This is a genomic window from Bacillus sp. RIT 809, from assembly GCF_016892495.1.
In the GTDB taxonomy this organism is placed as follows: domain Bacteria; phylum Bacillota; class Bacilli; order Bacillales; family Bacillaceae_G; genus Bacillus_A; species Bacillus_A cereus_U.
Genome location: NZ_JAFEMR010000029.1, coordinates 1 through 21748, shown reverse-complemented (window position 1 = coordinate 21748; position 21748 = coordinate 1). Strand labels below are relative to the sequence as shown.

The window sequence follows — 21748 nt, the reverse complement described above, 5'->3', positions numbered from 1 at the left end:
CCACTCCCTCTTTCTATGCCCAAAAGCCGAGTTCTTTCGAAATGCGGTATGCTGTTTCTTTCACTTTCGCAGTAAAATATGCAATGTTACTTTCGCTATACTCAATTGCTAATCCCGAAATACTAATGCCAGCTACAACAGTTCCATCACTTGCAAAAATTGGTGCTGCTATAGCCGCTGTATGATTTTCTAATTCAGAGTAGCTAATTGTGTACCCTTCTTTTTTCGCCATATGTAATACTTCTAACAAATGCTCCTTATTCACGATTGTTCCATCCGCAAACTGCTTTAAATCTGTTTCCTCTACGTACTTTCTTTTCTCTTCCTCAGAAAAATACGATAGCAAAATTCTCGGACATGCACCCGCATACAGTGGAGCCCTTCTTCCAACCGCCGTATAAACACGTACCGGCTGAGCTCCTTCCATCTTCTCAACATAAATTGCGTCATTACCATCTTGAATAATCAAATTTACTGCTTGTCCTAAACTATCTCTAAGCTCTTTCATATAAGGTATCGCAATATTTCTTACGGATAACCTTTGTGAAACAAGTTGACCAAATCGTAAAAAAACGACTCCGAGACGATACTTGCCCTTTTCTGTTTTTTGTAAAAAGTCCATTTCTTCTAACGAGCCAATTAAACGATAAACAGATGTTTTCGGCATATTCGTAAGCTGAACCATCTCTGTTAAACTTAGCTCCTCATGCTCATAAAACAACTCCAAAATATCCATTGTCTTAACTGCCGTTTTATTTATACTCATCCTATCTCCTTCTTGTTCCGAATTTCGGAACTTAAATTCCGTTTTTCGAAACAAACCTATAATTTAAAATTATAAAATATTCTTTCAATTCTATCAATATATTTTTCACAAACAAAAAAGTATGGAAGAATATTTCTCCCATACTTTTGCTTTACTTTATAACGCTCTCACTTGTTTCAATGGCCAGAAAACAGCTTGTCCTTTTCCGACAATTTCATCTTCTGAAATAAACCCAAACATACGACCGTCTTTAGATACTTCACGATTATCTCCTAAAACAAACACTTGGCCTTCTGGCACTTTCGTTTTCCCTGTGATTTGTTCTAACGTAAAATCAGGAGTTAATACACGACCTGACGCCTTTTCTTTAAATTCTTTTAAATACGGTTCTTCCATCGCTTTTCCGTTTACATATAAAACATCATCTTTATACTCAACTGTATCACCTGGTAAACCAATTACTCGTTTTACTAAATCGTACCCTTCTTTTCCGTGGAAGACGATAACGTCAAAACGGTCTAACCCGCTTATACTATAACCAATCTTATTAACGAGAACTCGCTCATTATTTTCTAAAGTTGGCATCATCGACTCACCTTGTACTAATGACGGCGTAAATAGCACCCCACGAACGATAAAGGCAATCGCAAGGGTAATACCTATCGTTTTAATCCATGAGATCAATTCTTTCTTCGTATTTGTCTTCATCGTCTCTCCTCTTTCTTAAATACTTACTTTATTATTTCAACTAACTCTTGTACTAAATTTAGGTCAATTTCAGAAAAACATGACTTACCTTCTCTAACCGCTGTACCTACATGCGCCTGCGTAATTCCAGTTTCATCTAGCAATTTTTTTACATTCTCTTTCGTTACTCCGCTTCCGACAACAAGCTGTATATTCCCTTCACTTTCCTTTTGCATCTCTGTAAGCACCGGAATATTATCTACTACATTTCCTTGTCCGCCTGAAGTTAACACGTGAGTAACTTTATTGAATTTCTTCAAAGCTTTCATCGCTTCTACTGGATTTTCTGTATCATCTATCGCACGGTGATACGTTACATTTATTCCATCTACAACAGATAATAAATCTGCTAATTTCTCTTCATCAACTTCATTTTGTTCGTTTAACACACCTAATACAACACCAGCAGCTCCAAGATTTTGAGCAACTACAATATCTTCTTTCATCATTTCAATTTCTTCTTCCGTATATGTAAAAGACTTCGCATGCGGACGAATCATAACATGAACTGGTATTTGCACTGCTTCTACTGCTTTTTTTATAAAAGCATAACTCGGTGTTAAACCACCTTCTGTATACGATGAAATGAGTTCAATTCGATTTCCACCAGCCTTTTCAATTCGCTTCACATCTTCTAAACAAGTTGCAATAACCTCTAGCATGAGATACCCTCTTTTCGTACTTTTTTCTTATTATACAGTAGGTGAAATAAGAAAAATAGCATTCCACTATAAAACTATAAAAAGAAGAATGAAAAGAAAGATTTCTTAATTGATAAATCGAGAATTCCCTCTTCTTGAACAATGACATAATACATGGAATTATATCAACGATTTTTTAAATATATCTATCACAACTCTAAATATGTCAACGATTCACCGACAACGAAAAGTCTGTTCCAGAACGGAACAGACTTTATATTTCTTTATTACAACCGAAACGCCGCATCCGCCAGCATAGACAGTGTTGCATCATCCATCGGCGGATTGTGTAATCCTGCTCTGACGTTTAAATAATAGCGATGAAGCGGATTTTTTTCTGATAAACTTTTCGCTCCTACGATGCGCATTGCTTTATCTACAATAGATATTGCCGCGTTCGTTACAACATATTTCGCAGCTGCTAGTTCGGCTTGCAATGATAATTTATCTTCTGCCTCATCGTATTTTTTCGCAATTTGATATAAAAAGACGCGAGCTTGCATAAGCTCAAGTTCTAATTCTCCAACTAATCTTCTAACATTCGGCAATAAACTAATAGAATGATTTAAACTATTTGGCTTGTATGATTCCGCAAACTGAACCGCATAATTTCTTGCTGATTGTGCAATCCCTAAATAACATGCTGGTATATGAAGTAACCAGCCAATCCCCTTAGCTTTAACCTTTGAACCCTTTATATCAGTGAAAAAGCGATCTGGTATCTCTACATTTTGTAAAACGAGATCATGGCTCGCAGTTCCTCGCATTGCGATACTATCCCACGTTTCTTCAATTGATACACCTATCGTATTCTTTGGAATGACAAACTCTCCGATTTCTTCCTGGCCTTCAACACTTGCTGAAATGATAAAATAATCAAGTACTGGCGCCATTGTCGTAAACGTTTTTCTTCCATTTATAATCCACTTCTCACCTTTTTTGACAGCTAACGTCTCTGGTTTCCCGCCGCGCGTAGGACTACCTGTATTCGGCTCTGTCGCTGCTCGATTAAAGAGGGCGCCATTACGCACTTCTTCACAAAACCAAGTGAACATTTCCTCATCCCAAGAGCGATTTTCAGCTAATTCCTTTACAATGCCAAGGTGCCATCCAATTGATAATGCGGTAGCACCGCATCCTTCTGCTATTTTCTCTTGAAATAAAACGAAGTCATATAAAGAAATCGCATTGCCTCCCAATTCTTTTGGCAACGTTAATTTCGTATATCCGATATCTTTCAAATTATTAATATTTTCATACGGAAATGATCTTAATTCACTTAGTTGATGCTCCCTTTCCATGAACTTCGGAATCAATTTATTTATTTTCTCAATAACTAAAGATTGTTCTTCTGTTTCAACAAATGAGAGTGCCATACATAATCTCCTTTATGTTCGATTCATAAACCGTTCATTTTGTCATTATGATTATATGAAGTTACTTCTCTATTGTTTCACTATTCCGATAAAAATACAATGCTTTTGAACAATAAGAAAAGTTCCTATATGAAAGGATAGGTTCTTTTCTTATATTAATCCCCTTTCAATGCCTTTAATGGCAAAGAGGTTACATATCCAATATACGAGCATAATTCTTTAAAAAAGAAAGGGATTTCTGTATCTAACGTTTTATACGCTGACGTTGGAGTTGGTGATGCATACGCTTCAATTTTAAGATGTTTGGCAATTTTCATCGCACGTTTCATATGAAGTGGATCACTCACGATCGTATATGTGTGTATTCCGTTCTCTATTCCAACTTGCTTTGCATTCTTTAAATTCTCTTCTGTGAAAAGAGATTTTGTTTCAATTAAAATATCCTCATCTTTTACACCATGTTTCAGTGCATACACTCTAGCAGTACGCGCTTCCTCAAGCTCTGCCTCAAACTTTGTACCACCTGTGAAAATAATCTTTTTAATATTACCATTCTTATATAAGGAAATTGCATGATTAATTCTTTCTTTAAATACAGGAGATGGTTTTCCGTTCCATGAAGCTGCTCCCAGCACGATACCAGCATCTGTCTTCACACCATCATCTGTTTTAAAGCGATAACTCCAAATATCGTAAGCTGCATAACTTACATATAAAATAATAGAACAAATCATAAGCAAGAATACTTGCAAGATTCTTTTTTTCTTACTCTTCTTATTTTCTTTCATTCATAACTGCCTCCGTACATCATCCATACTTCTATATAAAAACGTATATATCAAATCATTTTATTTGAATTAGTTTAAAAGAAGGAATTTTTCTTGTCATATATATATTAAAGGGTTTTCATTTAAAATTGAGGATTATCAATTCATTTTTCGTTTGCGGTTTCATTACATTTGTGTAATTTATAAGTTTATTACCATACAACTACATTGTAACGAATTTTTTATCATAATGGAATGATGAAACAAAAGTAAATAAAAGAAGTAACCGTTTTGTAAGAAAAAAGGTATATTTTTCATCTTGACGATCAATACACCTTTCTTAATATGAATTATCGTTTTTCTTTATACGACTCTAATTTTTCTAATAACCGTTCTTTTACAGCTGGCCATTCACTTCCAATAACACTGTATACAACTGCATCTCTAACATGTCCACTCGGCAATTTTCTTTCGTTTCTAAGTACCCCCTCTTTTACTGCGCCGAGTCTTTCAATTGCTCTTTGTGCTTTTCATTTCGTGCATCCGTCTTAATTTGCACTCTCCGCATATGCAATTTTTTAAAAGTATATTGTAATAGTAGGATTATCAAGACCTAAATCCAAAAAACACTTGAAATATCACGCTTCTAACATATTATATATGACTAATATGTTAGGAGCGTTTATTTTTGGTAATGAGTTTTGAAACTGAATTTGAATAGTATTTTTCTCTATCCGGATAGAAATAAGTAAAATACCATAAACGGTCGTTTTTGTTACGGTGGTTAACTTAGTGCAAATAGGGTCAACATATTTGCTTAATAATGAGTTAATCTTATGCTATGATACACCCTTGTTCATAGTTTCTCTCTTCTCTTTTTGTAAAACTAGCACTTGAGGTATAAAAACTCCAATCAAAATACCCAAAACCCCAAACCATTGTAAAAGCGATACTTTTTCATGTACAAGTGTTATTGAAGCAATGATAGCTACTGGTAGTTCGGCTGCCCCTAAAATTGTTCCAAGACCTGTACCGACTTTTGGTACACCCAACGAGAAACAAATAACCGGTATAACTACCCCAAATAAACCTAGGAAAAAAGTATATTTCCATAAGCCCGCTTGTAATGTACCATCTATTAAAAAATTAGGAGGATATATGAAACAAACAAGGAGTGTAGCACCTGTTGTCATGAGAAAACTTTTAGAATAGGTTGGTACAGTTGTAGCTACACGTCCGCTTGCAAATATATATAAGGCAAAAACTATAGCTGCTAGTAATCCATAAATAATTCCTTTTACAGATAAATGTTGTCCTAAGCCTTCAAGCATACCACTAGCAAACAAAGTTCCTATAAACAGAACCAGAATCGATAATAGTTTTTCACGGCTTGGGAAAGTTTTACTAACAACAGCTTCAATAAGCACACCAATCCATGTGGATTGAAATAATAAGATAACAGCGATTGATGCTGGTAATTCTTTTACTGAATACCCATAAAAAATACTCGTTACGCTCATAGTTGTCCCAACAACTAACAATAGAAATATATTTTTTCTTGATACTTTATGACGGGAAAATAAGAGAACAAGTACTAGTAGTCCCAACCATCCAAATACATATTGTCCACCTAATAATTCATCAAAAGAAAATCCATTTAAAAATCCAACTTTTAGAATAGATGAAAGGACACCATAGCTACAGGCACCTAATAACACTAATAATGAAAACTTTAGTTTTCCCAAAAAATCCCTCCTTTGAAAATAAAAAACGCCCGTTGTCTATACATAGACAACGGGCGAATGAAACAGAGTTAAACTCTACAAAATTCCGCCGCTCACATACATGTGTGTGAGTTTGCGAATAAAATTCTAATTAAGATTCTATACATAAAACTTAAAATAGTCAACGACTAATATATATATAAGAGTCGTCTTTTATGTTCATCAGAATAAATAGACGAGAATTACTAGGTACAAAAAAGTTATAACTGATCATAAATGACCCATTAGACGGTAAAAAAGACCAACCAATGGTAAAATCCCGATTTGAGCACAGTTATAACCAAATGGGTAAAAAAGCTTTAAGTATCGATTAATAATAGAAAAAGCCTATTTTGATCGTATATTTCAAAATAGGCTTTTTCTATTACCTCTCATAATCATCCACAATCACTTGAATCACACGATACGATTCTTCGGCTACTTTCTCATTACTATCCCTATTCGCATCATATGTAATTAGCGCCTTCCAAAGCGCCCATCCTCTCGCTCTATTCCATGTTTCTTCATCCATACGTAGTACTTTTTTAAATACCTTTCTACTATTCTTATCAAAAAATGTCCATGCCATCGCTGCATCACAAGCAGGGTCTCCTACTCCTAAAATACCAAAATCAATTACGGCACAAAGCTTTCCATCTTTAACAAGTAAGTTACCCGGTGCAACATCTCCATGGACCCAAACTGGTTTGCGGTCCCATGTTGACCGAAGTGCTAAATCCCAAAAATGTTTTAATAATGTCTCATCAAAAACATCCTTATTATTTTCAATGGCTGCTCTCGCCTCTTTATCGTATACAGATATAAGCCCGCCACGGTAAAAATTATGCGCTCCAGCTATCGGTCCGTTACTCGTATCAATTGATTGCAATTCTACTAGAAATGAACCTAAGTCCGTTGCAAATCCTTTTAAGTCACGAACATTTTCTTTCGTAACTGTTTCTCCCTCTATCCACTTATTAATAGACCAGGACCACGGATACTCTTCAGACGGATTCCCTTTCGCAAGTGGTGTAGAAATCGGTAAAGAAAGCTCCTTACTTAATATAGGTAGCCACTTATTTTCTTTCTCTACTTGCGGTGCATATGCCGCATCACTTGGCAATCTTACACTCATCTTATCCCCCAGATGAAACGTTCTATTATCATGCCCACTAAACTTTACGGGCTTCACTTCTAAATGTGCCCATTCAGGAAACTGTTCCCCTATTAACCTTTTAGCTAAATCAGTATGAATTTGATTCATTCACTTACCCCTTTTCTTTTGAAACTTACTAAGTCCATCTGTACTCCCAACATATTCGAAACCATTTTTCTTATAAAAATCATTCAACGTACGATTATGCCCAACACAATCTAGTTTCAAAAACTCTTTGTCATGTTGTACATTCTCTTCTACCCACTTTAAAATCCATTCTCCGATTCCATTCCCCTTATACTTCCGTTTCACCGCAAATCTATGAATATATAAAGAATCTGAAACTTCCTCCTTACCAAAAATACGCTCATCCCATTCATTTTGTTTAGGAGATACTGTAACCGTACCGACAATTTCATCTTCCTTCGTAACAACATACGTATATTTCTCGCTTATGCCTTCTAATATTTCAGCTGTAGCTTCTCCTCCTAAAAGATACTGCCATTGATTCACTTCTTTATGTTGTAGCCACTGTGCTACTTCTTTTAATAGAGTGATAATGCTATTACTTTCTTCTTCTGTAGCAATTCGAATTGTATATTCTTTAACTGTATTTCTCTCCATATTGCGTTCTCCTTTCATATTACTACCATACTGACAAACGCGTTCTACCGTCATTGTCATCTGTAACGTATTCAACGTAAAAACCTTGATTCAGTGCATTTTCATACATCAACTCAATCGCCTTTTGATTTTTCGCATAAATTTGTATGTAATCACCATCCGCCACTAGCACGACTACTTCGCACTTACTCTCTTTAAATTATTCATATGTTTCAACCTCTTCTAATACTTCCCCTTTTGGATATGCTTTTAAATCTGCAAAAATGAGATAATATATGTTGTCTTTTATTAATTTTTTCAATTCTAATCCACTCATTACCTTGTTATCTTCTGAAAATAATTCTGGTCCTAATCCATCAGGTAATATGAAATAAGATTCCTCGTTTTCCACTCGCCAATCAAATAACGTAATATCGATCGGCTTTAACACTTTCCAAAGTAGATTATCATATTCATTTGGAATATCTACTGTAATTCCTCTTTTCATTTGTTTGCTCCTAGCTTATTTATTTTCATTTTCTTTCCATACATTATATACCAAATTCAACTACTATATTTTGTCGATACTCTTTGTAACTTGTATTTCATCGCAAAAAAACCGCCCCACTACTAATGAAACGGCTTCCTTCTACTTGTATTTAAGTATTTCACTCAATTACTGCACTACGTTTTAAACTAATTTCTAATATATTCACCACATCAACCATTCATTTTTCATATTCACTTCGCCTTCACAAAATAATATAAAAACCATACCGCATGATTTTGTTCATCTGCAGCTATTCTGCGCAATAAATCTTTCATATGTGCATCCGATGTTTCATCTGAAATTTCCAAATAAAAATCTACTGTCTTTTGTTCATCTTGTATAGCAAATTCTAATCCTTGTAAGTACGTATTAGGACATCCTTCATTGATCTGCGGTTTAGGCTGCTGACCAGTTAAATTCGTATAGATTTGTACAAAATTTTGAAAATGCCTTATTTCATCATTACGAATTTCAAGAATTTGATTTCGTTCTGCCTCGTTTGGAGCCATGTTAGCTAATTTAGCATAGCAGCTTATAGCGCTATACTCTCCGTTTATAGCTTTTTCAATATCACTTATCAACTTATCATTCTGCCTATAACAATCATGATAATTCGAATTATACATCGTATCCCCTCCATAATTTCGCATAACATTCTATGCACTTTGAAATAGTAGGAGCATGTATACAAAAAAGAACCGCAAATACTAATTCTTCAATCACCTTTAAAATATTGAAAAAGCCTATCTATCGCTGCTTAATTTCCTTATCAATTCATAATGAATTCATCAAAAAAACGCTTCACTACAAGTGAAACGTTCTTTACCTTTTAAGCGCTTAATTCAGTTTTATGTTCCTTTATTGCACTACGCTTGAAAGCCGTTACTAAAATGATAACCATACTTACCACACCAATCCAAACGAGCACAGTAACAGGTGTACTCCAGCTTAACCCTTTTCCAAAGAAGAATATTTCTCTAAGTCCTTCGATCATAAATTTCATCGGTAACCAAGAGTAAATCCAGTCTTGATAAAATGGCGACATCATTTCAGGCGCTAGCGCCAATAGCGGTGCACCAAAGAAAAGTAACAGTGCAAATATACCTATTCCCTTTAATCCCATTAATGAAAGAACAGCCGAAATCATTAAGAAGAAACTAAATGATGTAATGGATAAAAATAAAGCCGTATCCATGAAATTCGGGATATTTAATCCTACCATGCCATCCGCGATCCATGTTAGACCAAATCCAATTACAAGCGCCGCGATAGCTCCAGCTAATATTTGTTTTAGTTTTAATACAAAGTTTTCTTTTCTTGTACCTACCGGCATTTTGCTAATCGCAATAAAGATGATTGCTGCGCTCGCTAAACTTGCGATCCATAACGGTTGGAATAACGAAATTGGCGAGTTACCGTTTGCACTATTTTTGCCAATTTCATTCACATTCGTTACTTTCTTTGTAATCGGTGTTACTAATTTCGAAACTTGATCAGTTGTTAAAGTAGTCCCTTTTGCTTTAAATCCTTCTAGTAACTGCGTACGAACGTTATTGTTCATATTATCAACTACGCCATTTAACATTTGCCCTGCCATAGTTGAAGCCGCCGTATTCATTCCTTGATTTATTAATATTTCTATCTCTGGCGAAGATGGCTGTGGTGTTCGTAGCGATGCTTGTTTTACGCTAAAGTCTTTCGGAATGACTAGTGCTGCGTAATACTCTTGATTATTTAAACCTGTTTGAACAGATTCCTTATTTTTTACTTCTACCCACTTTACCGCAGGTTCTTCATCTGATTTCGATGTTTTTTTAATAGTATCAACGATTGTTTGCCCCATATTCATTTTAGCTTGATTCGGAATTTCCACTCCTTGATCCTCATTTACAATTGCGATTGGCAAGTTTTTCGGCTTAGGTTGAACCGTTGGAAATAATGTTAATGAAAAAATAAAAACAACAAGTAGTGCAACAACTGGTGATAACAATAAAAGTTTATTTTTAAACATATTCTTTTATCCTCCTATAATTTGATTTATAATAACCAACAACGTGTTGTTTATTTGTATTTTGAATTATATGTTTGAGTTAAATCTTATACAATAATCAAAAATCGTGAATGTGTCGGTTAAAAGACACTTTCTTTAAATGTGTTGGAAAAAATTAAGGAGGGACATGCTTTGCGCGATAGTAATTTAGATTTACGTGTTATTCGTACGAAAACTGCCATACGAAATGCATTGGTGGAGCTAATTGAGGAAAAAGGTTTTGACGCCATTACAGTGAAAGATATTACTACGAAAGCAAACATAAACCGTGGTACTTTTTATGCACACTATCAAGATAAATTTGATTTAATGACGAAATGCCAAGAAGAAATTATGTATGAGTTTTCTAGCATTGCCAAACAGAAATTCCCGGAAGTTATTGCTGAACTTGGATCAAATCCTTCTCCGACAACGCCGTTTGTACTTATCACTTCTATCCTTGAATTTTTAAACGAAAATAGTGATTTTATGAAAGCTGTACTAAGCCCAAAAGGAGATTTATCTTTCCAAACAAAATTGAAAGACTTCATGTGGAAAACACTATTTGAAGATACGAATGGCGCTCTCATTAATAAGGAAAATTTACTTGTTCCAAGTCAATACTTAGCTTCTTATATGGCATCTGCTCATATAGGTGTCATTCAGCAATGGTTAAATAATGGACAAAAAGAAACACCTGAGGAAATTGCTCGTATTTTATCAACAATCGCAGTTCATGGACCTTTTTATGCAGCTGGCTTAAAAAAATAAGCTTGCCTGCATAGAAACATGATTTAATCAATCTGAACATCAACAAACTTCTAAATGAAATATATGGCTGAGTAGTTACTATTATTATTAATAACTTGAAATTTATGTTCCTATGAAAAAAGCTGTTGAAAGGAATCCTCTTCAACAGCTTCTCCATTATTAACGATATAAACGAACTGCACCTGCAGTATTATCATCTGCTTGTCCAACTACTTCAAATTTCAATCCAAACTTCGGTACTTTACGTCCTGCATCTGGGATTAAATCGTTCATATACGATTTAGAATCATCAAACTTCGTTACACCTGGTAACCCTTTGTAATCATATGTTCCGCGTGTTGGAGATACAACTTTCCATGCTGGCGTTTGGTTAAAGGAGAACGCAGCATCTGCGATTTGGTATCGTGTACTATTTTTAACAGTTGGTTTGCCGTTTAGCGTTCCAACAATTGCCTCTGGGTGAGAGTCAACAACCCCTAAGAAACCTTCGCCTGGATGCATACCTACCCAATTATCTGTAAAGCTAGAGTCTGCATACCATACAACAAGACCTGTATTATACGGTACACCACCGCTATATTTTAACGCTTGATCAGCACCAGCGTAGTTTCTCCACTCTAAATAATAGTTATGTTTCTTCTTATCAAAACCGTTTGCTGTAACGAAACCATTTAATTTTAATTTCGCTTCGCCTTCTGCATCATCAGAGAACACAACATTTCCATCTACAGTTAATGTAGCGTTATCAAGAGTAAAACCGTTCGGTGCTAAACCACCATCTGTAATGTATTCGAATACCAGTTTTATTTTTTGTCCTTTAAATTGGCTTAAGTCATATGACTTATCTACCCATTTACCATCCGTTGTGTCTAGACCATTTTTCACATTCTTTTCGCCAATTCGATCCACTAACGTTTTCTTATCATCCTCTGTCACTGCATGTACTTCAAGGAAGTCATAATCTGTTTCAATTTCATACAATGATTTGTAATCAAACTTCGCCATTGTTGCATTTGTTAAATCAAACACTGGCGTTTCTATTGTTGTATGAAGATTATCACCTTTTGTACTATAGTAATATTTCTTACCGAATGCAGGCTGAATACCTTTTACATCTTTATCTGGTAAGTTAACGCGAATCAGACCAGGACGAGCTGATTTCGTTACACTTTGATCTAAGTACGTCGCAAGACCTATACCGCGATTTAATTTATCATAGTCAATCTCTACAATATTTGCCCAGTTTCCACCCATGTTCTTTTGAAAGAACTCTTTGTTTTGCGGAGAGAAACTCGGTGGCGTTGAACCTGCAATTTTACCAGCCCAGCTGCCGCCGCTCATAACAGACCAAGAATTAATTGGCTCACCTGATCCTGAGTACTTCGTATCATACTCATCTGGAAGACCTAAATCATGACCAAATTCATGTGCGAATACACCAACTGCTCCGTCTTCTGGCTCAATTGTGTAATCGTATGCTGCCATTTTTCCGCCCCAGTTATCAACTTTTGCTTTTGTTCCTTCAATTGGATATGGTGTTCCAAGGTTCCAGCGATGTGACCAAATTGCATCATCACCTAGTCTACCGCCGCCTCCATCTTGCCCAACTCCAGCGTGAATAACCATTAAGTGATCGATAAGACCATCTGATTCGTTTTTATTGCCATCACCATTATTGTCATATTGATCGTATTGGTCAAATTCTGATAAATCAATACCACTTTCTACAGCTGCATTTAATGCCTCTTTTACAAAATCACGAGGTCCTTTTGGTCCTTTATTATCATGACCGCCATCTCCTGCATCTGCACCATAATCCGCTGCTGTACCTGGAACTGTCAACCACTTTGTTACTGTCCCATCGACTGTATAACTACCACCAGATTGCTCTTCATAATATTGTTTAAATGTTGGGACTTTTGAACCATCAAAGAGTGTAAACGGCTCATTACCAAATAACATTTTTTGATAATGTTCTGGATTAAAATCATTTGAATACATATAACCTGGTACTTGATCAATATTGTTATGCTTAAAGTCAGCAAACTCTACTAGCAATACAAGAACTTTATCTTTACGAACATCACCGTTATATTGTTTTTGCTTCGCTGAAGTAGTTGGTACTTTGCCGTTTAATCCCCCTTTAACCGGCTCTTGTCCAGCTACCGGGCCACTAATAGGTTGATTTGCTTTTTCTTTCTCATCTGCTTTTGCATCTTTAACCTTTTTCAAAAAATCAGAAGCTTCTCTCGTAACACTATCCCCCGCTGCTGGTTCTTTTCCAGCATTTTCGCCTTTTTTCTTCTCTACGTATTTTTCAACAGCTTTTAATGTGTCTTCTTTCGACGTAGATTCACTAATTACACCGCGTTTCTTGAGCGCATCTGCTAAACGCTCCTCTGGAATTAAATTTTCATCAATTGGACTTAAAGCTCCTACACTAGACGGTGTTGCCGCATAAACAGATTGACTACCAAATCCAAATGTGCAACTAAGCACAGCTGTCGCCGCAAGCGTAGACAGCACTTTAAAAGGCTTTTTCTTCATCCCCATTCCTCCCCAATATTAAATACGTTACAATGTTTATATAATAAAGAATATTCTAATAATTTGCAATATACTGTCTTAATTTGTAATATTTTTGAAAATATTCTTTGTTTTAGATTGGTGTACATTCTGATTCATCGATATTTATGGTTGCTTCTTGCATGTGAATTAGAATCGTGGCATGTATGTTTTCTTCTACGACAAGGGCATCCAAAGAAATCCAATCCATATGCTCATTTTTATTTTGATCTTCAGTTTCAGGTGATAGCAGTTGACTTAAAATCATAAAGAAATCGTCCACTATATTTAGTGGACGATTTCTTTATTTATCTAAAATACAACTACAGTATCTCAATATACCCTTCTGTTCCATGTACCCGAATTCGTTGCCCGTCTTTTATTAGTTTTGTAGCATTCTCTACTCCGACGACTGCTGGTAATCCATATTCACGTGCAATAACTGCTCCATGTGTCATGAGTCCGCCAACTTCGGTGACTAACCCTTTTATAGATACAAACAATGGTGTCCATCCAGGGTCAGTAAATGCGGTAACTAATATATCTCCATCTTCTAAATTCGCATCTTCCATGTTTAAAATAACGCGAGCTCTCCCCTCTATAACTCCAGAAGAAACAGGTAGACCTACAATTGCTTCGGCCGGAAGGTTTTCTCGTTTATACTTCCCTGTAATGATTTCTCCATCAGACGTAATAACACGCGGAGGCGTTAGTTTTTCATATAATTTGTGCTCATTTTTCCGTTTATGAATAACCTCGTAATCCAGTTTATTCGTACGGGCAACTTCGTGAAGTTCTTCCAAAGTCAGATAGTATATATCTTCTATTTCATGAATAACGTTATTTTGCAAGAGTTGCTCGGCTTCTTTTAATATTGCCTGCTTATATATGAAATAGCGATTAATCATGCCGTACTTTGGATATTCACGATAACCGATAAAATTCCGGATGTTACTAATCATTCGCTTCGTCTCTTCTATTTTTTGTTTACCATCCGGCAAGTGCTGCAATCGCTCTAACAACTCTTCTTCTTTTTTCAAAGCTTCCTGCAGCCCTGCTTCAAATTTCCTTTTACCAGCACCAATTTCAAAATCTCTTATGTTATTTAAAATCATCGGGATAATTGTAGTTGGCTTTTCACTCCAGCGCGTTTTTGTGATATCGATTTCTCCGCTACATCTCATTCCGTATTTATTCAGAAAAGCATAGATTGCATCTTGTGCTTTATCCCCGCCTTCAAACTTAACTAGCTCATCTAAAAAACTGTCATCTTCTATATGCTGTAAATACGCAATGACTTCTGGATATGGCCGAATCACATCTGCAACATCGAGTAATGCTAGACCCATTTCCGACGTAATATTGTTTTGTACAGATTGTGAAAGTGTGTCTGCTACGTTTTTTTCACCTAGCCATTGCTCCATCTTTTCATTGATCCATGATGAAGCATTCATACCTGCCATAAGGACAGCCATACTTTGCGGGTGAAATAATATTTTCTTTAATTGCTGGATATCTTCTAAAATAAAATCAAGTACATCCAGCCCTGATTTCGTTTGAATGTTTTGTTTTAACTCTTCGATCGATGCTTGACTATTCTTTATTAAATCCATAACGATTGCCGGATCGCTTTCAATTTGTGTTTGTGAACTTGCAGGTGGCATACTTTTACCAAGACTCTTTTCTTTTTCATCATCCGGTAACAATTTGATAAAATTATCTCGCTCTATTACAGTCGTTAATGCATCTTTAATAAGCGGCTCCGAGTTCCCTATTGTATTTAATAAAAGTTCTCTACTAGCAGGCGACGCCAATCTTTGTGCAACATCAACAAACAGCCTTCCTCCAGCTTGAAACCTCGGTCCAAAGGATGTTAACTGGAATAAAGACATTCCTAACGGCTTCAAAGGATCGGTCATCATTTGTTGGTGACCAACCGATACATACACATGATTTTCCTGATCATTTGCTTCTGGAATTGGATATAAAGTCGTTATCGGCCTGCTTTGAACAATATAAAATGTGTCATTAACTAAACACCATTCAATATCTTGTGGGCAGCCAAAATAAGCTTCGATCTGTCTTCCAATCTGTGCTAGTTGTAATATTTGTTGTTCCGTAAGCGTTTGAATCTTTTGCTGAGCGAGATTGATTTGTTTCGTCTCTGTTCCGCCCTCTTTTAAGGCATAGATAGCCAATTTTTTAGTTGCGATCATCTTCTCGGCGATTTCGCCTTCTTTTACTTTATAATTATCGGCAGAGACCAGTCCTGATACTAATGCCTCGCCAAGTCCAAAACTGGCATCGATCGATAACACCTTTCGGTTACAAGTAATCGGGTCAGCAGTAAATAAAATTCCCGAAGCCTGCGGGAAAACCATTCTTTGAACGACAACACATATAGAAACTTGGCTATGTTCAAAACCATTTTGCATGCGGTAAATGACTGCTCGATCTGTAAATAAAGAAGCCCAGCACTTTCTTACATGCTGCAAGATTGCTTCTTTTCCGATGATATTTAAATACGTATCTTGTTGACCAGCAAATGAGGCATATGGTAAATCTTCAGCAGTAGCGCTAGAACGCACTGCATAAGCATGTTCATTTCCAAAACGAGAGAGATAATGAGCCACCGCTTCCACTACATCAGAAGGGATTTCTACTTCCATAATGGTTTCTCTAATCTTCTTACTGATTTCAGCAATTTGAGCCCGGTCTTCAATTTTTAACATTGCTAATTGACTCAACAAAGCTTGAAACGCTTCATTTTGTTCGATGGCTTTTTCATACCCTATCGTTGTAACACAAAACCCTTCTGGCACTTGTATCCCTTGAATATTTGATAATTCCCCTAAATTCAATCCTTTTCCGCCAACGAGCGAAAGCTGCACCTTTTCTATTTCCTGAAAATCGAGAACGAAAGAACTCATTCGGCACCTCTCCTTACTGTTCATGTGCTATTGATTGTAGCAGTAGTAAATGAGAATAAACAGTCTATTTTGAACGTGATTTACATGATATAATTAAGTTAGGAAGAGATAATTATTTTTATTCCCCCTCTAATTCACTTCAATTACATCACCAAACTTAAACATTCTCTTATTACGAAAAACATCAGTACATATAATCGTCTTATTTAATGGATGAATATCAACTACTGTTATGTAATTTTTATATAAGTAGCCACCTCTGTAATATGTAAACAGTGTGTATGTTCAATTTCACGACCATTACGACAAAAAAATCACCAACTTCTTTACGTACAGGAAATCGGTGATTTTTGTTTAAATAGTCCCTTAAGGAACTATCAGTTTTTTGTTATGTTCAGATTTTCCAAAACTAGTTTCTTATACTCATCACATATGGATACATTGGATCTCTTAATTCAAAGTCATACGTTTCTCCATTCACAATTCCTACCACCTTCTCACTATCATATAAATTGAGTAAGAAACCGGCCATTTGTTCAGCTGTATGGAACTTAGGAACAACATTATCATATTCAAAATTATCAACATCATAAGACCGTTTTGCAAATTCGGTCTCTGTAGCAGCAGGAGCCAACACTTTTGCTTGCATTGCCGCTCCTTTTTCTTTTAATTCTTGTGCTAGACCTTCTGTAAAGGCACTTACATAGAACTTTGTCGCGCAGTAAGTCACAGCATCGGCCACAATCCTATATCCTCCTCCTGAAGATATATTGATAATTTGAGTTCCTTCAACATCTGCATAATCACGTACATAAAGAGAGGACAGAACGGTTAAAGCCTCAATATTCAAGTGAAGCATCGTCTCAATTTTATTTAACTTTTGCTCCCCAATGGAAGCAAAGTTTCCAAATCCAGCATTATTAATCCAGGTGTCGATTTGATAAACCTGAAGACTTTCATAGAATTCATAAACATTTGCAGTAACAGATAAGTCAACGGTTCGAATGACAACATCCAGGTCTGGATTAATTTCAGCCACTTTTGACTTTAACTTTCCTAATTCCTCCGTTCTGCGTGCTGCTATAATTAAGTTTTTTCCACGAGTCGCAAAAGCAAGAGCGGTTTCATATCCAATTCCTGAGCTAGCCCCTGTAATAACTGTATATTTCATATAAATCCCTCCTGAATTTTATCCAATTGATTTAATTGTAAACGAACTATGAGTTGATTATAATGATTAGAGTAAACTATAAGTCAAGAAAAATTTATATGGAGGTTTCTTATGTACACTATTGGTGAAGTGGCTAAAATGTTAGAGATAAGTACATATACATTACGGTATTACGAAAAAGAAAAAATTATAATTCCTGTTCGTAACATTAACGGAGACAGACGATATAACGATTCACATATTAAATGGCTGCAATTTGTTATCAAGTTAAAAGAAACACAAATGCCAATTGCGAAAATAAAGAAGTATGCTGCATTAGCTTTGGAAGGAGAACATACCACGACAGAGCGTTTAAATCTTTTAGAAGAACATAAACACTCTATTAAGGAACAAATTAGAACGTTAAAAGCTGCGGATGAGATGCTTGAATATAAAATTACCACTTACAAAGATTTCATCAATAAACGAGATTAAATACAGGTTTTATAAGGAAAATCGCCACAGATCTATGGAATAGAAAGAACCATAACCTTGCCGTTTCCCTCTTATTCCAAACTATTTTTTGGGATTGAACAGTTAAAGATATAAGCTGGTGGTACATTTCTAAGTTCCCTTTTCACATCTATTCTATTAAAAAACTGACTAAGAAAATTCTTTTTAAATTTAGTATATTGAAAGGTAATAAAATTCCCACCTTCCTTTAAAATTTTGGTGGTAGTTAATAATATTTTTTTTGAAACATTTGGGGGTAAACTAGAAAAAGGAAGACCAGAAACAATATAGTCTGCATAAGGAATGCAATAGCCCTGTAGATACTCGTCAATATTTTCCGCAGACCCTAATACAATGAATACATTTTTCTCTTTTTTATATTTTTCTTTCAATAATAAATAAAACTCTTTATTATTTTCCACTAATAAAAGAGTAGTATTCGAACTTCGTTTTTCAAGCAATTTATTCGTGAATACACCCGTACCTGGCCCATATTCAACAATATATTTAGCTTCCTTAAAATTGATGCTTGCCACCATTTTATCTGCAAGAAACTTTGAACTTGGAAGTACTGCACCCACGTTTCTTGGATTCGTTATATATTGAGATAAAAAAGACAGAGGCTTCATATTTAATCACTCCAATAGTTTGAATTTACTACTATAGTTTAAAATTCAAACCTGAAGAAACTATAGTGACATCCTTAAGAATCCTTAAGATTTGAATAAGCTCTCTAAAAATAGTTTTTCTTAAAGGACATACCTTATAAAAACTCCCTCTCTCCCCTTTACCATAGTTTTTTCAAACGTCAGATACAGAAAACCATATATTTCTCATTCGCTTTTCAAAGAAAACCTATAAGATTACCGGTAATTATACACATACTTGCGGTCATATCCATGAAAAATTCGTTGGTGCAACGTTTTGTAAGGCTAAACTTGTTACATAATTGGATTTACAATCATTATGTCCGTACATTTTCATATTTCGTACAACCTAATCATCTCTTCATCCATAGCACTTTTGAAGGTACTTCTCCTACTACAGCCCACTTTATATACCGCGAATCGAGTCTTTTTTTAATATATGAAACAATTACATAAAAGTTACGAAGATCTACACAAATAATAATCACACAAGGTCATCACTCAAAGTGACAAACATAATGACTCCCATGCTCTATTCTCGTTAATCTGCATAAAAGGAATCCCATGCTCGCGTAAATAATGCGTAAGCTGTAATGTAACAAAAAGCCTTTATTTTGATCAAACTTTCTTTCAAATCTACAATTAGAAAAAAACTCTGTAAAATTTTTTACAGAGTTTTTTTCTAATTATTTATTGTTTTACATATCGAATACGAACGTTATCGTCCATGTGATAAATTTGTAATGTATTACCATCGTAGTTTTGTAGTTTATACATTACACTGTCATTTGTTAGCTTCACTTCTTGACCGTCTTTAACTGTTTTTGTTATTTTTAAGGCTAACTGGAATGACGGAACATCTACTGTATATGTTCCTGTTAAGTAGTTATCCTTATTCGGATAAGAACCATTCGCATAAGACTCAAATGTCTTATCACCTTTTAGTACTAACGTAGTTTTTACGCCACTACCGTAATCAATACCCCAATTACCAATAATTTCAGTACCGTCTTTTATGTTCTTTTGCATGTTTCCATAACTAATTCCTAACTCTTCAGATGTACCAATTGTACCTACGAATACGCCAGTTTTAGCTTGACTTTTATCTGTCTGAGCCTGACTACCAGTAGTTGGGTTTGCTGATATAGAACCACTAGAACTACTTGTTGTACTGGAAGGTTTATCTGTAGTTGTACCACCGCTTACTTCGGATCTTAACTTATCGAATGTAGGTTTCCAAATACGTTTTGCTTCCTCTAGCTTTGTATTTGCTTTATCTAAGATTTCCTTATCAGTCTCTAAGCTGAAACCTTTATCGTTGAATAACTTCTCTATTTCACCGAATGTTTCTCTTAATTTACCTGTAGCTCTTTCAATCTCTTTTTGATCTTCTTTATGTTTTGGCGGTGCGGCAATCTTCTCTATCTTGTCAAATACTTTATAGACGTCTTTAATGCTATCTAATACCTCAGCGTTTGATTTACTTCCGTTTCTCAAATCTCTTACCGAAGCATCATAGTAATCAAATCGTCTTAACATATCCTGTTCAATATCTAATAAATATTGTGCATAATCTTCATCTAAAACTCGAACCTTTTGAACATCTTTACTTTCTTCTTTCGAGTTAGTTGATTTTTCTTTTGTTTCAGAAGACTTATGTTTACTTGTTTCTTCTGTCTTTTCTTCTTTATTTGCCGATTCTTTTACTGTAACACAACCACTTAATAATAATGCAACTGGAACTGCAACACCTATTAGCTTCTTCACTTTCATACCTCATACCCCTTTGAGTAATATATTCTTAGTTGGTTTTACTAGCGATACTCTTTGCGGCTTCTTCAAACAGTTTTGAACCTTCTTGTGCTTTCGATACGGATTGATGCATTTTACTCTCGTCTTCTTGGTCTAATGCATCAAAGAGAAGTTGGAAACAATCCGCATACAGTTCCATTGACTGCTTTATCTTCGCCTGTTCTCCCTGTAACTCAGGAGGTGCTTGTAGATTCTTCAGTTTCGTTGTGGTTGCCTTTGCTCCACCTAAACTCAGTTGTACTTCACTTCACTTTTCTTTTGTTTGTATGACTTTACGTCTGAACCTGCTATTCCTTCAATTAATTTCATTGTATCTTCAATTTGAGTAGCACTGTTTATGATATCTGACTTATACCTTTCAACATCTGAACCAGTTACCTTACCAGTTGAAGAACTAGAAGAAGAACTTGGTTGACTACTTGATGAACTACTGTTTGTACCCTCACCTTTCGCTACAGATAAGCTATCCTCTTTCTTGCTATCAGTTGACTTACTCTCTTTCTCAGAAGTCTTACTCTCTTTCTCTACCTTTTGCGTTTCTTCTTTCTTTGGTTCAGCTTTCTTACCATCAGTTTCAATTGTAATACAACCACTCAATAACATAACTGGTAACGCTAAACTTACTAATTTCTTTGCTTTCATGCCCCTCATACCCCTTTATTTGTAAAATCCAGTGCAAACAAGTTAATATACTTAACTAATAAATTTCCCCCGAATAATTTATTAGAAACTATTATCCATAGATTGTCTGTATATTCACAATTTTTCTATATATATCATTTTACAAAAAATCACAAATATGGTCAAAGGTATTTATGCAGTTTTTTAAGAGTAATTTACTAGATGGGGTCACCATATTAGATCCTTGCGTTGGGTTTTCCACCTCTTTTAGGTTTAGAATT

At 35.4% G+C, this 21748-nt stretch carries 18 protein-coding genes and 4 pseudogenes; 2 read left to right on the top strand and 20 right to left on the bottom strand.

Translation table 11 applies throughout. The features are described from left to right. Positions 1 to 13: 13 nt before the first annotated feature. The 12 genes and pseudogenes from JTF23_RS23545 to JTF23_RS23490 all read right to left on the bottom strand — a co-directional run bounded on the left by JTF23_RS23545 (position 14) and on the right by JTF23_RS23490 (position 10440). Positions 14 to 766: an IclR family transcriptional regulator gene (locus tag JTF23_RS23545; protein WP_204209861.1), complete on the bottom strand. Its 753-nt coding sequence runs from the start codon at positions 764 to 766 to the stop codon at positions 14 to 16. Positions 767 to 922: 156 nt separating this feature from the next. Then, entirely contained in the window at positions 923 to 1474 is a 552-nt protein-coding gene (lepB, locus tag JTF23_RS23540; protein ID WP_002084707.1) for a signal peptidase I, read from the bottom strand. 23 nt (positions 1475 to 1497) lie between these two features. Then, on the bottom strand, positions 1498 to 2175 hold the full coding sequence (locus JTF23_RS23535; protein ID WP_204209860.1) for a copper homeostasis protein CutC: 678 nt from the start codon (positions 2173 to 2175) through the stop codon (positions 1498 to 1500). Positions 2176 to 2441: 266 nt separating this feature from the next. Continuing rightward, positions 2442 to 3590, bottom strand: a complete 1149-nt coding sequence (locus JTF23_RS23530) for an acyl-CoA dehydrogenase family protein (RefSeq protein WP_204209859.1) — start codon at positions 3588 to 3590, stop codon at positions 2442 to 2444. Between the two features lie 155 nt (positions 3591 to 3745). Continuing rightward, positions 3746 to 4378 (bottom strand): YdcF family protein, encoded by a 633-nt coding sequence (locus tag JTF23_RS23525; protein ID WP_070146704.1) that lies wholly within the window; start codon positions 4376 to 4378, stop codon positions 3746 to 3748. A 329-nt stretch (positions 4379 to 4707) separates the two neighbouring features. Then, a pseudogene (locus JTF23_RS23520) lies at positions 4708 to 4958 on the bottom strand (GNAT family N-acetyltransferase); the annotation flags it as partial. A gap of 238 nt (positions 4959 to 5196) precedes the next feature. Next, positions 5197 to 6102: an EamA family transporter gene (locus tag JTF23_RS23515; RefSeq protein WP_204209858.1), complete on the bottom strand. Its 906-nt coding sequence runs from the start codon at positions 6100 to 6102 to the stop codon at positions 5197 to 5199. Positions 6103 to 6505: 403 nt separating this feature from the next. Next, a complete protein-coding gene (locus JTF23_RS23510) occupies positions 6506 to 7384 on the bottom strand; it encodes an aminoglycoside phosphotransferase family protein (RefSeq protein ID WP_204209857.1) in 879 nt (292 codons plus the stop codon). Next, positions 7385 to 7900 (bottom strand): GNAT family N-acetyltransferase, encoded by a 516-nt coding sequence (locus JTF23_RS23505; protein ID WP_204209856.1) that lies wholly within the window; start codon positions 7898 to 7900, stop codon positions 7385 to 7387. A 22-nt stretch (positions 7901 to 7922) separates the two neighbouring features. Then, positions 7923 to 8387 (bottom strand): annotated as a pseudogene (locus JTF23_RS23500) (DUF2691 family protein). 233 nt (positions 8388 to 8620) lie between these two features. After that, positions 8621 to 9055: a ferritin-like domain-containing protein gene (locus JTF23_RS23495; protein WP_070128595.1), complete on the bottom strand. Its 435-nt coding sequence runs from the start codon at positions 9053 to 9055 to the stop codon at positions 8621 to 8623. Positions 9056 to 9258: 203 nt separating this feature from the next. Next, positions 9259 to 10440 carry a YhgE/Pip domain-containing protein gene (locus JTF23_RS23490; RefSeq protein WP_204209855.1) on the bottom strand — a complete coding sequence of 394 codons (1182 nt, stop codon included), beginning with the start codon at positions 10438 to 10440 and terminating at the stop codon, positions 9259 to 9261. A gap of 171 nt (positions 10441 to 10611) precedes the next feature. On the opposite strand from JTF23_RS23490, the gene JTF23_RS23485 reads away from it, so the two are divergent. Further along, on the top strand, positions 10612 to 11229 hold the full coding sequence (locus JTF23_RS23485) for a TetR/AcrR family transcriptional regulator (RefSeq protein WP_286674648.1): 618 nt from the start codon (positions 10612 to 10614) through the stop codon (positions 11227 to 11229). A 159-nt stretch (positions 11230 to 11388) separates the two neighbouring features. On the opposite strand, the gene JTF23_RS23480 is transcribed toward JTF23_RS23485, so the two are convergent. The 5 genes and pseudogenes from JTF23_RS23480 to JTF23_RS23460 form a co-directional block, all read right to left on the bottom strand. Next, a complete protein-coding gene (locus JTF23_RS23480; RefSeq protein ID WP_204209854.1) occupies positions 11389 to 13776 on the bottom strand; it encodes an immune inhibitor A domain-containing protein in 2388 nt (795 codons plus the stop codon). Between the two features lie 112 nt (positions 13777 to 13888). After that, on the bottom strand, positions 13889 to 14062 hold the full coding sequence (locus JTF23_RS23475) for a hypothetical protein (protein WP_204209853.1): 174 nt from the start codon (positions 14060 to 14062) through the stop codon (positions 13889 to 13891). A 55-nt stretch (positions 14063 to 14117) separates the two neighbouring features. Further along, positions 14118 to 16724 carry a phosphoenolpyruvate synthase gene (gene ppsA / locus JTF23_RS23470; RefSeq protein ID WP_204209852.1) on the bottom strand — a complete coding sequence of 869 codons (2607 nt, stop codon included), beginning with the start codon at positions 16722 to 16724 and terminating at the stop codon, positions 14118 to 14120. A 129-nt stretch (positions 16725 to 16853) separates the two neighbouring features. Then, positions 16854 to 17000: pseudogene (locus JTF23_RS23465) on the bottom strand (YolD-like family protein); the annotation flags it as partial. A gap of 133 nt (positions 17001 to 17133) precedes the next feature. After that, complete coding sequence (locus tag JTF23_RS23460) at positions 17134 to 17895, bottom strand: SDR family NAD(P)-dependent oxidoreductase (protein WP_002110647.1); 762 nt, start codon at positions 17893 to 17895, stop codon at positions 17134 to 17136. A 111-nt stretch (positions 17896 to 18006) separates the two neighbouring features. On the opposite strand from JTF23_RS23460, the gene JTF23_RS23455 reads away from it, so the two are divergent. Further along, complete coding sequence (locus JTF23_RS23455; RefSeq protein ID WP_002110648.1) at positions 18007 to 18369, top strand: MerR family transcriptional regulator; 363 nt, start codon at positions 18007 to 18009, stop codon at positions 18367 to 18369. Positions 18370 to 18440: 71 nt separating this feature from the next. On the opposite strand, the gene JTF23_RS23450 is transcribed toward JTF23_RS23455, so the two are convergent. The 3 genes and pseudogenes from JTF23_RS23450 to JTF23_RS23440 all read right to left on the bottom strand — a co-directional run bounded on the left by JTF23_RS23450 (position 18441) and on the right by JTF23_RS23440 (position 21488). Next, entirely contained in the window at positions 18441 to 19016 is a 576-nt protein-coding gene (locus tag JTF23_RS23450; protein WP_204209851.1) for a class I SAM-dependent methyltransferase, read from the bottom strand. A 708-nt stretch (positions 19017 to 19724) separates the two neighbouring features. After that, positions 19725 to 20807 (bottom strand): DUF3994 domain-containing protein, encoded by a 1083-nt coding sequence (locus JTF23_RS23445; RefSeq protein WP_204209850.1) that lies wholly within the window; start codon positions 20805 to 20807, stop codon positions 19725 to 19727. A gap of 28 nt (positions 20808 to 20835) precedes the next feature. Next, positions 20836 to 21488: pseudogene (locus JTF23_RS23440) on the bottom strand (DUF7018 domain-containing (lipo)protein). Positions 21489 to 21748: the final 260 nt, after the last annotated feature.

Excerpts from the sequence above, each read along its gene's own strand:
- JTF23_RS23545 (WP_204209861.1), bottom strand. The coding sequence starts at position 766 with ATGAGTATAAATAAAACGGCAGTTAAGACAATGGATATTTTGGAGTTG.
- lepB (WP_002084707.1), bottom strand. The coding sequence starts at position 1,474 with ATGAAGACAAATACGAAGAAAGAATTGATCTCATGGATTAAAACGATA.
- JTF23_RS23535 (WP_204209860.1), bottom strand. The coding sequence starts at position 2,175 with ATGCTAGAGGTTATTGCAACTTGTTTAGAAGATGTGAAGCGAATTGAA.
- JTF23_RS23530 (WP_204209859.1), bottom strand. The coding sequence starts at position 3,590 with ATGGCACTCTCATTTGTTGAAACAGAAGAACAATCTTTAGTTATTGAG.
- JTF23_RS23525 (WP_070146704.1), bottom strand. The coding sequence starts at position 4,378 with ATGAAAGAAAATAAGAAGAGTAAGAAAAAAAGAATCTTGCAAGTATTC.
- JTF23_RS23510 (WP_204209857.1), bottom strand. The coding sequence starts at position 7,384 with ATGAATCAAATTCATACTGATTTAGCTAAAAGGTTAATAGGGGAACAG.
- JTF23_RS23505 (WP_204209856.1), bottom strand. The coding sequence starts at position 7,900 with ATGGAGAGAAATACAGTTAAAGAATATACAATTCGAATTGCTACAGAA.
- JTF23_RS23495 (WP_070128595.1), bottom strand. The coding sequence starts at position 9,055 with ATGTATAATTCGAATTATCATGATTGTTATAGGCAGAATGATAAGTTG.
- JTF23_RS23490 (WP_204209855.1), bottom strand. The coding sequence starts at position 10,440 with ATGTTTAAAAATAAACTTTTATTGTTATCACCAGTTGTTGCACTACTT.
- JTF23_RS23480 (WP_204209854.1), bottom strand. The coding sequence starts at position 13,776 with ATGAAGAAAAAGCCTTTTAAAGTGCTGTCTACGCTTGCGGCGACAGCT.
- JTF23_RS23475 (WP_204209853.1), bottom strand. The coding sequence starts at position 14,062 with ATGATTTTAAGTCAACTGCTATCACCTGAAACTGAAGATCAAAATAAA.
- ppsA (WP_204209852.1), bottom strand. The coding sequence starts at position 16,724 with ATGAGTTCTTTCGTTCTCGATTTTCAGGAAATAGAAAAGGTGCAGCTT.
- JTF23_RS23460 (WP_002110647.1), bottom strand. The coding sequence starts at position 17,895 with ATGAAATATACAGTTATTACAGGGGCTAGCTCAGGAATTGGATATGAA.
- JTF23_RS23455 (WP_002110648.1), top strand. The coding sequence starts at position 18,007 with ATGTACACTATTGGTGAAGTGGCTAAAATGTTAGAGATAAGTACATAT.
- JTF23_RS23450 (WP_204209851.1), bottom strand. The coding sequence starts at position 19,016 with ATGAAGCCTCTGTCTTTTTTATCTCAATATATAACGAATCCAAGAAAC.
- JTF23_RS23445 (WP_204209850.1), bottom strand. The coding sequence starts at position 20,807 with ATGAAAGTGAAGAAGCTAATAGGTGTTGCAGTTCCAGTTGCATTATTA.